The organism is Bradyrhizobium sp. LeoB3 (assembly GCF_055456055.1).
Genome location: NZ_JBVBEF010000179.1, coordinates 1 through 7,524 on the forward strand (window position 1 = coordinate 1; position 7,524 = coordinate 7,524).

9 protein-coding genes are annotated in these 7,524 nt (G+C 61.1%); 5 read left to right on the forward strand and 4 right to left on the reverse strand.

Annotation, left to right across the window (positions count from 1 at the left end; all coding sequences use genetic code 11):
• The 3 genes from ACZXDY_RS43730 to ACZXDY_RS43740 all read left to right on the forward strand — a co-directional run.
• Nucleotides 1–108: DUF3551 domain-containing protein (locus ACZXDY_RS43730; RefSeq protein WP_464349750.1), on the forward strand; the 108-nt coding region annotated here is incomplete at its 5' end.
• A 671-nt stretch (nt 109–779) separates the two neighbouring features.
• Nucleotides 780–989, forward strand: coding sequence for a hypothetical protein (locus ACZXDY_RS43735; RefSeq protein ID WP_464349744.1), 210 nt, complete (start codon nt 780–782; stop codon nt 987–989).
• A 655-nt stretch (nt 990–1,644) separates the two neighbouring features.
• Nucleotides 1,645–2,145, forward strand: a complete 501-nt coding sequence (locus ACZXDY_RS43740) for a hypothetical protein (protein ID WP_464349745.1) — start codon at nt 1,645–1,647, stop codon at nt 2,143–2,145.
• Nucleotides 2,146–2,454: 309 nt separating this feature from the next.
• Here ACZXDY_RS43740 and ACZXDY_RS43745 read toward each other — a convergent pair whose 3' ends face one another.
• Nucleotides 2,455–2,682, reverse strand: a complete 228-nt coding sequence (locus ACZXDY_RS43745; protein ID WP_028163641.1) for a hypothetical protein — start codon at nt 2,680–2,682, stop codon at nt 2,455–2,457.
• Nucleotides 2,679–2,861, reverse strand: coding sequence for a hypothetical protein (locus ACZXDY_RS43750; protein ID WP_028163640.1), 183 nt, complete (start codon nt 2,859–2,861; stop codon nt 2,679–2,681). The genes ACZXDY_RS43745 and ACZXDY_RS43750 overlap by 4 nt, the downstream gene beginning before the upstream one ends.
• A 458-nt stretch (nt 2,862–3,319) precedes the next feature.
• Here ACZXDY_RS43750 and ACZXDY_RS43755 point away from each other — a divergent pair, with 458 nt between their 5' ends.
• On the forward strand, nt 3,320–3,667 hold the full coding sequence (locus tag ACZXDY_RS43755; protein WP_464349746.1) for a hypothetical protein: 348 nt from the start codon (nt 3,320–3,322) through the stop codon (nt 3,665–3,667).
• Between the two features lie 91 nt (nt 3,668–3,758).
• On the opposite strand, the gene ACZXDY_RS43760 is transcribed toward ACZXDY_RS43755, so the two are convergent.
• The gene (locus tag ACZXDY_RS43760) at nt 3,759–5,003 is read right to left on the reverse strand and encodes a tyrosine-type recombinase/integrase (protein WP_464349747.1); all 1,245 of its coding nucleotides are present in this window, start codon (nt 5,001–5,003) and stop codon (nt 3,759–3,761) included.
• A gap of 207 nt (nt 5,004–5,210) precedes the next feature.
• The gene (locus ACZXDY_RS43765; RefSeq protein WP_464349748.1) at nt 5,211–6,380 is read right to left on the reverse strand and encodes a fumarylacetoacetate hydrolase family protein; all 1,170 of its coding nucleotides are present in this window, start codon (nt 6,378–6,380) and stop codon (nt 5,211–5,213) included.
• Nucleotides 6,381–6,532: 152 nt separating this feature from the next.
• Here ACZXDY_RS43765 and ppk2 point away from each other — a divergent pair, with 152 nt between their 5' ends.
• The gene (gene ppk2 / locus ACZXDY_RS43770; RefSeq protein WP_464349749.1) at nt 6,533–7,453 is read left to right on the forward strand and encodes a polyphosphate kinase 2; all 921 of its coding nucleotides are present in this window, start codon (nt 6,533–6,535) and stop codon (nt 7,451–7,453) included.
• Nucleotides 7,454–7,524 lie beyond the last annotated feature (71 nt).

Sequence of the window (7,524 nt, forward strand, 5' to 3'; positions counted from 1 at the left end):
CAGTGCAAGGCGTCGGCATCGGGCCGCGCAGCAGTGTGCGTCATCAATCCATATTTTGCGAGCGCGCAAGTGCCCGCAGATTATCGGCGGCATCGCCGCGACGACTAAAGCTTATTTTGGAGCAGACAAGCTCAATGACAGCGGCGGCCCCACGATGTTTGCCCGGCTCGGCTAGTGGACCCAGAGGGCTACGACGGCACAGGCGAAGCCCACCACTAGGATGCCAGAAGCCGCTATGGTGACTAGGTCAATTGACCAGTGGTGGCCGACGAAATCGACGTGTCTGGAGTGATTTTCGTCCCGATATGTCTGAAGGCGCATGGCAGCACCTCCTTGTGCGCGTTGGCACCTGATTCAATCGGCTGTTGCCAAAATAGTTCCCTGCCTCGCCCCAACGTTGCCGGTGAACCCAAATCCAACACCGTGGTGGATAATCCCACCGGAGACCATCGCCCGCGCGGCGGCGACCGACCGGGTCGCAGTGCAAGAGCCGAGCGGCAAGCGACGGGCAGGCGTCGGGGCAGTGGCTGGCGTCGCATCGGGGCCGAACCCCGTTACCGCTATCCACACCAAAGTACGACATTTCGGCGGCATCTCCGGGACTCTACTTAGGGGCTTGCCACTAAGGCATGGAGCGGAATTTCCGAGTTTGTTTGCTCCATTTACCAATAGGTGGTCCGCCTCAGAGAGGAGATGGCCCACATGCGTACCAAATCGTTACTGGCGGTAGCCGTCCGCTTCCCTCAGGCATGCGGTCCAGCAATCTCTGGAGTTTGATCATGGCAATCTGCTACGATGCTAACGTCAATCCTCCGCGTCCTGGTTCCGGCCATGAATATAAGAATGCGATGCCATGGCTTAACGACGAACCGCAATTTGCCTGCGAGGGCTGCGGTGATCTCGTTACGCTTGAGAAGGCGAAGCTGCGGGACGATATCAGAGGCGCCAATAAGGCTTGGAACGGCTTGCTCAAACGCTTCAGGAAGTAAGCCAAGTCGCACGTACCCCCTGAGTGAAGGAACAGATTTCCGATCTCGAACCGGAGTGCGCGCTCGCGGTTCTGTCGCATCGGACTACGCCGCCGCGATCTTCGCGAAGCAGCACAAGCGGCGCTGACGCCACCCTGACCTCGACCTCGGGCATCGCACCACACCTCGAACCTCGGCCACGTTGCCAGCGCTCGATGACGGACGGCACCGCACATCGGGAGCAGCAAGCAACGGGCAGCGAGACCGTAGGACGGCCGTACAGCGCGCCGGGAGCGCGGGGCACAGGGAACACCGCGCCTCAAGGGCTCCGCCCGTTCGATGTCGGCGCTCCAGACACCGCGCAGCGTGCCGACGCATCAGCGGCCAAACAGATCTTTGCTGAATAGAAGCTCGCCATTCTGGCGGGCTTGTAATTTGCCTTTGCCCTTACCGGCCCCGGGGGCACCGCCCTGCTTGGTTTCCGGATGCGCCGCCGTATCCCTTACAAAGTTCTCATTTGAGGACCTTCTAACCGTTTGCTCTCAGTCTGCGGTCCGGTTTGCAGTTTTTGTTCTAGAGTTGTATTGGCACAGGAATGAAGAACCCATATTGGTCCAGTCAAGGCCAGACACATCCCATTAGCATTGATCAAATCCGAGGTCTCTGCTTCGACGTAGTGAACATCGTTGCAGCGAGCGGAGAGCTGGCTGGAGACAGCGCGGATATCGAGCCAGATGAGGGAGTGCCTTCCGAATCGCGAATCTTTCAGCTTCATCATGAATTAGCTGAACGAGAGTTGTGCGAAAAACTGCTTCGACTCGCTGTTTTGGTGCGGACGTTTGACGACATCGCTTCGACCTCCGCGAAGGCCGATGAGTATAGGGAGCACGCTAACCAGACTAGCGGTCAGAACGAGATTGGGTTCCTGAGGGTTGACGGCAGTGTCGCAGATTTCAATCTGCGTGAAGCGTGCAACAAGATTATTCATGCTCAAGAAATTCGAGCGGTTTATGACGATGCCGTCCGATTTAGTGGCGACGAGTTAGTTAGCAGACGTTGGTATTGCGACGGAGAAGTAGAATTGAAGGGTACCCAGAACAAGAAATTTTGGGAAGCTTCTGTCTACATCTTCGATTTCCTAGAAACGGTGTTAGAGCGTATCGATTTCGAGCTTTAGCTTTCCAAAGGCTCACGGTGCAGGTAGGTAAAGTGGCATTGTTTGCCGTCTTACCCCTTGCCGCTCTTCTTGCCGGGGCGGCGTTCGATAGCATTATCGTGTGTGACAACCCAGGGGGTGATGAAGGCGGCACCGATATCCAAGGAGGTGCTCTCGGCGCGATGATGGCTCAAAACCAGCGACGTGAAGCTCAGCTCGCAAGGAGTACCAAAATGATTCGGTGCGGAGTGGCGATCACCGCTCTCGGCTCTTTGCTATAGGTGATCGGCGGCATAAGTCAGGCAATGTGAAATCGAGCGGAGTAGGTCGTCATTGTCGCCTGCCCAAAACCCGACCGCGCTCGTCGTATAGAGTCCCGCTTTTGAATTCCGTCGCGGTGACCCGGCCGCGACCGTCGTAAAACGTCGTCGTTCCCTGACTGTCCGTCGTTGAACGGCCGACGACTTTGCCGGACGAGTCGTAGAATGCGCGCTGTTGCGCCGAGGCTGCGGTCGCCAGAACGGCGAGCAGTGCGGCTATGGCCATCTTGGCACTCACAACTCATCCTCCATATACGGCTCGCCATCTTCGTCGTACTTGATCTTGTCGATTAGCTTGCCGTCCGAATGTTCGATGAAGCACTCTGCGCAGAGGTTCATGCCGTCAACGTCCGAAATGTCGGCTTCGTGCGGGCATCCCGGGCAATCGCAGAAGACCCAGACTTCGCGTTGGCTCATTCAATCACCTCGTAAGAACCTGCGCTATTGTGCGAGAGTGCGCCGAGGCTGTGCCGGTCATCATCGCGAACGGTCAGCAGGGCGAGCAGGATCTTGGTCGCTTGGTTCGTCATCCCGCGAACGTAGCACGCGGGGACATCACTGGCGCAGGAAGTCGCGGCGAAAGATAGGATAGTCCTGCTTCCCAGGGCCCGCCAGCCAGCCCCGCCCCCATGCGTTATTCCGGAGCCGCCGCTACCCAGACACCGGCAAGGCAAAGGCGCATCAGCGGCTTTCGCGCGCGGTGCGTTGATCGATCAGCACAAAATCCGCTCCCGACACCAACCCGATGCCGCGAGAAGACCGCGAAATCGTCAAGCCGGACCCGATTCGTTTTAACAGATGCTTAACGCAGTGGGCGTAAGGGTCGCGCGTCGTGGTGATGCTAGGGGGTGAATCTGAGCCAGGGAGTGAACCTGATGATCACTCGGACACTTGCTGCGGCGCTCGCGGGAGCGACTCTGTTCGGCCTTACCGCGCAGGCCGCGCCGACGCCCAAGCACAAGGCGAAGCCGGCAATCACCGTCACAGTGACGGTGACGAACTCGCGCAAAGCCGATCTAGTCCAACTGGAGGCGGCCGAGTCCGGCTCTTCAGACTGGAAGAAATTGGTCGGCCCGGTGAAATCCGGCAAGCAAGCGTCGGCTAAGCTGCCGCAGGCCAGCGATTGCCGCTTCGATCTGCGCGGGATGTTCAACGACGGCGAGTCGATGGATGCGTCCGGCATCAACGTCTGCGCCGATAAGACGCTCAACCTGACCGATTGACGCGGGCCCTCTCGCGCTGGCCGGAATGAGAAAAACCCGGCCAGCGATGTGCTGACCGGGTGCAGACCGGCGCTGGCGTCGCTTTTATATCTCACGCCGCGAGCAGGTCCCGGTTGAGTTGTGCAACTTGGGGCGTCTCGGTCAACGTTTCGCGCAATGACCGTTCGATGACCGTCGCCATCTCGCGCCGCAGGTCGAACTTGTCCCAGCGAGCATAGACCGCCGTCACGCCCTTGCGGGTATGCGCGAGGATCGCGCCGATCTGTTCGAGCGAGTAGCCCGACTTGTCGAGGATCGTCGCGGCGGATCGGCGAAGATCGTGCGGCCGCCACGGCTGCATCCCGAGGCCTTCGACGATGCGCTGGGCCGCTTCGTACAACTGCTGCCGCCCGGCTAGCTTGAACAGCCGCACATCCGGATCGCTCTTGAGGTGCGGCCGTAGCAGTTCGAGCGCCAGGCCGGTGAGCGGCGTGATGAACGGGCTACCGGCCTTCATGCGCTCTGCGGGCAGTGACCAGTGGGGACCGTGCTCGCTCGGCCCACTGAGGTCGCGAAGCTCGCTGCCAACTATGCCCGCTACCATCCCCGGCCGTGCCGCCGTCACGAGGATCAGCCGCAGCGCGGTTGCGGCATCGCGCGACACCTTGAACCGTTCCGGCTCCTCCAGAGCCCGCCAGACCTGTTTGATTTCGACGGTACTCAGGAAGCGGTCGCGCGGAACGGAGGCCCCACCGGGCGCGGGAAGGTCCGCAAAAGGGTTGATAGCCGTGAACTTGCGGCCGGGCTGTTTCGCCCACTTGAACATCGCGCCAAGGATAAATCGGGTCTGGTTTGCCGCTGCTTTCTTGCCGCGCTCGTCGGCGATGTCCTGGAGCATTTCGGCGGCATCGTCGTCGGTGATCGAGGACAGCGGGCGGTCGTTCCAGTCGTAGACGCGCCCGATGCGATTGAGCGTATTGAGCGTCTTTTTCCCGGAACGGAGCAGGACCAGCTTGGCGTCGTGATAGAGCGCGACGACCTCGGCATAGGTCTTAGTTTTTTTTTCAGCATCGAGGCGCTCGACCTTGGCCGCCTGGGGCGAACCGCCATTGGCGACGACCTTGCGCGCGTCGTTGGCCTGTTCGCGCGCCCGCGTCAGGGACAGGTCCGGGTAGCGGCCGAGGGTCAGCCACTCGACCTTGCGGGTGGTTTTGTTGCGGTACGCGAAGGCGAAGGTCTTTACCCCCTTCGGCGTGATCCTGATGCAGAGGCCGGGACAGGTGGGATCGCCGACCGGGTAAGGGGCCTCGCGCGGCGCGAACGACCGGATGGCCGCGTCGGTGAGCTTCGTTCTCATGGATGTCGTCTCTCGGGTTGCTGTTAGCTCTGCTAACAAAAGTGCGAAATACTGTGCTTCGCAGTGAGACCAAGAGAGACGGCAGAAACGAGGCACGAAATGGAAGTTAGCCCGTACCGTCAGGCACTTACCTGTTTCATCTTGTTTCAAGCAGTCTCGCGTGATCTCATCGCGAGACTGAAAAATATTTAGCTTCGCTAACCCACCCTACGAACCACGGACTGCGAGGCTCTTCATCAGGGCCGATATCCCAAACGTCCAGGGTTCGCATTCGTCGCTTGAGCGCATGCGGTTGACGAGCTTGCCGAGCTCGGGGGCTGCGATCGTGACGATGTCGTCGCGCTTGTGGGTAAAGCCCTGGCCCGGCGTATCGCGGTCCTTTACGGGCGCGAACATGGTGCCGAGGAACAGCGCAAAGCCGTCGGGATATTGATGGACCGGTCCGATGGTCTGCGCCACGAGGTCGGTCGGATCGCGGCTGATCTTGCTGATCGACGAATGGCCTTCGAGGACGAAGCCATCAGTTCCTTTCACGGTCAAGCCGACATCCATGTTGCGCACATGGTCGAGCGAGAAACTGCGGTCGAACAGGCGGAGCAGCGGGCCGACGGCGCAGGAGGCGTTGTTGTCCTTGGCCTTGGACAATAGCAGCGCCGAGCGGCCCTCAAAGTCGCGCAGGTTGACGTCGTTGCCGAGCGTGGCGCCGACGATGTTGCCGCGGCTCGAGACGATAAGCACGACCTCCGGTTCCGGATTGTTCCAGGTCGATTTCGGATGCAGGCCGGCATCCATGCCGGCGCCGACCGAGGACAACACCGGCGCCTTGGTGAACACCTCCGCATCGGGGCCGATGCCGACTTCCAGATACTGGCTCCAGGCCTGCTGCTCGATCAGCACCTGCTTCAGGCGCATCGCCTCCTCCGATCCGGGCTTGAGCTTGGAGAGATCGTCGCCGACCAGCCGCACCACCTCCTTGCGGATCGCATCGGCGGAAGCGGGATTGCCGCGCGCCCGCTCCTCGATCACGCGCTCCAGCATCGAAATGGCGAAGGTGACGCCGGCGGCCTTCAGCACCTGCAGATCGAGCGGCGCGAGCAGCCACGGCTTTTGCCGATCGCGGCGGTCCGGCGGCGTGTTGGCCACGATGGTATCGAGGTCGCCGACGGGCTCGCCCTTGAAGGCGCGCAGCGCAGCGGCGGGATCGCTCTCCTCGCACAATGCGCTGACAGTCGGAAAGCGCGCGGTCACATCGAACACACCGTCGCTGCGCACAGCGACCACGGCCGGTCCGTCGCGACGCGGCAACCAGACGCGCCCGACCAGCGTGCCGTTGGTGCCGTCCTCCGGCAGGATGTCTTTGGCAGTCAGCGTGATCATCGGGCTATCTCCCATCCCTTTTCGTTGTTAGCGGCGCTTCTTAGCACGCCTGCGACGCCAGTGTAGAGATGCTCGTCATCCCGATGTCACAGAAGCAGCGTCAATTCCGGCACTCCACATCCCGACTGTGAGCAGCCGAGAGACAGCACTCCATGACCACATCCACTCCGATCGACGAAGCCGCCCTGCGCGAGCGCATCAACCAGGAAATCGCCGACAATCTTGACGAGGAACTCGAGTTCGAACTCGACGATACGCGGCTGGACGATCTCGACGACGTCGCGCGGGCCGGCCTGCCTGTGTTCGATCGCAAGCTCTATTTCCGGGAATTGCTACGGCTGCAGGGCGAGCTCGTGAAGCTGCAGGACTGGGTGCAGCACGAGAAGAAGAAGGTCGTGATCCTGTTCGAAGGACGTGACTCCGCCGGCAAGGGCGGCGTGATCAAGCGCATCACCCAGCGCCTCAACCCGCGCATTTGCCGCGTCGCGGCGCTGCCGGCGCCAAGCGAGCGGGAGCGGACCCAATGGTACTTCCAGCGCTATGTCGCGCATCTTCCGGCCGGCGGCGAGATCGTGCTGTTCGACCGGAGCTGGTACAACCGCGCCGGCGTGGAGCGCGTGATGGGCTTCTGCACCGACGAGCAATACCAGGAATTCTTCAAGTCGGTGCCGGAGTTCGAGCGCATGCTGATCCGCTCCGGCACCATCCTGATCAAATACTGGTTCTCGATCACCGACGACGAGCAGCAATTCCGCTTCACGATGCGGATCCAGGATCCGCTGAAGCAATGGAAGCTGAGCCCGATGGACGTCGAGGCACGGTCGCGGTGGGAGCAGTACACCAAGGCCAAGGAGACGATGCTGGAGCACACCCACCTGCCCGACTCGCCGTGGTGGATCGTCGATGCCGTCGACAAGAAGCGCGCCCGGCTGAACTGCATCTCGCATCTGTTGACACAGATTCCGTATCAATCGGTGCAGCACATCCCGGTCGTGCTGCCGCCGCGCGTCCGCAATCCTGACTATCACCGCGGCCCGATCCCGCCGGAGATGTACGTCCCGGCGGCGTTCTGACGGAAGGCGTTGTAGGGTGGGCAAAGCGCAGCGTGCCCACCTTTCTTGCACCGATCGTGGATGGTGGGCAC

Bases quoted from the DNA above. Each gene is read 5' to 3' on its own strand.
- ACZXDY_RS43735 (WP_464349744.1), top strand. From the start codon at position 780: ATGGCAATCTGCTACGATGCTAACGTCAATCCTCCGCGTCCTGGTTCC.
- ACZXDY_RS43750 (WP_028163640.1), bottom strand. From the start codon at position 2,861: ATGAGCCAACGCGAAGTCTGGGTCTTCTGCGATTGCCCGGGATGCCCG.
- ACZXDY_RS43755 (WP_464349746.1), top strand. From the start codon at position 3,320: ATGATCACTCGGACACTTGCTGCGGCGCTCGCGGGAGCGACTCTGTTC.
- ACZXDY_RS43765 (WP_464349748.1), bottom strand. From the start codon at position 6,380: ATGATCACGCTGACTGCCAAAGACATCCTGCCGGAGGACGGCACCAAC.
- ppk2 (WP_464349749.1), top strand. From the start codon at position 6,533: ATGACCACATCCACTCCGATCGACGAAGCCGCCCTGCGCGAGCGCATC.
- ACZXDY_RS43760 (WP_464349747.1), bottom strand. From the start codon at position 5,003: ATGAGAACGAAGCTCACCGACGCGGCCATCCGGTCGTTCGCGCCGCGC.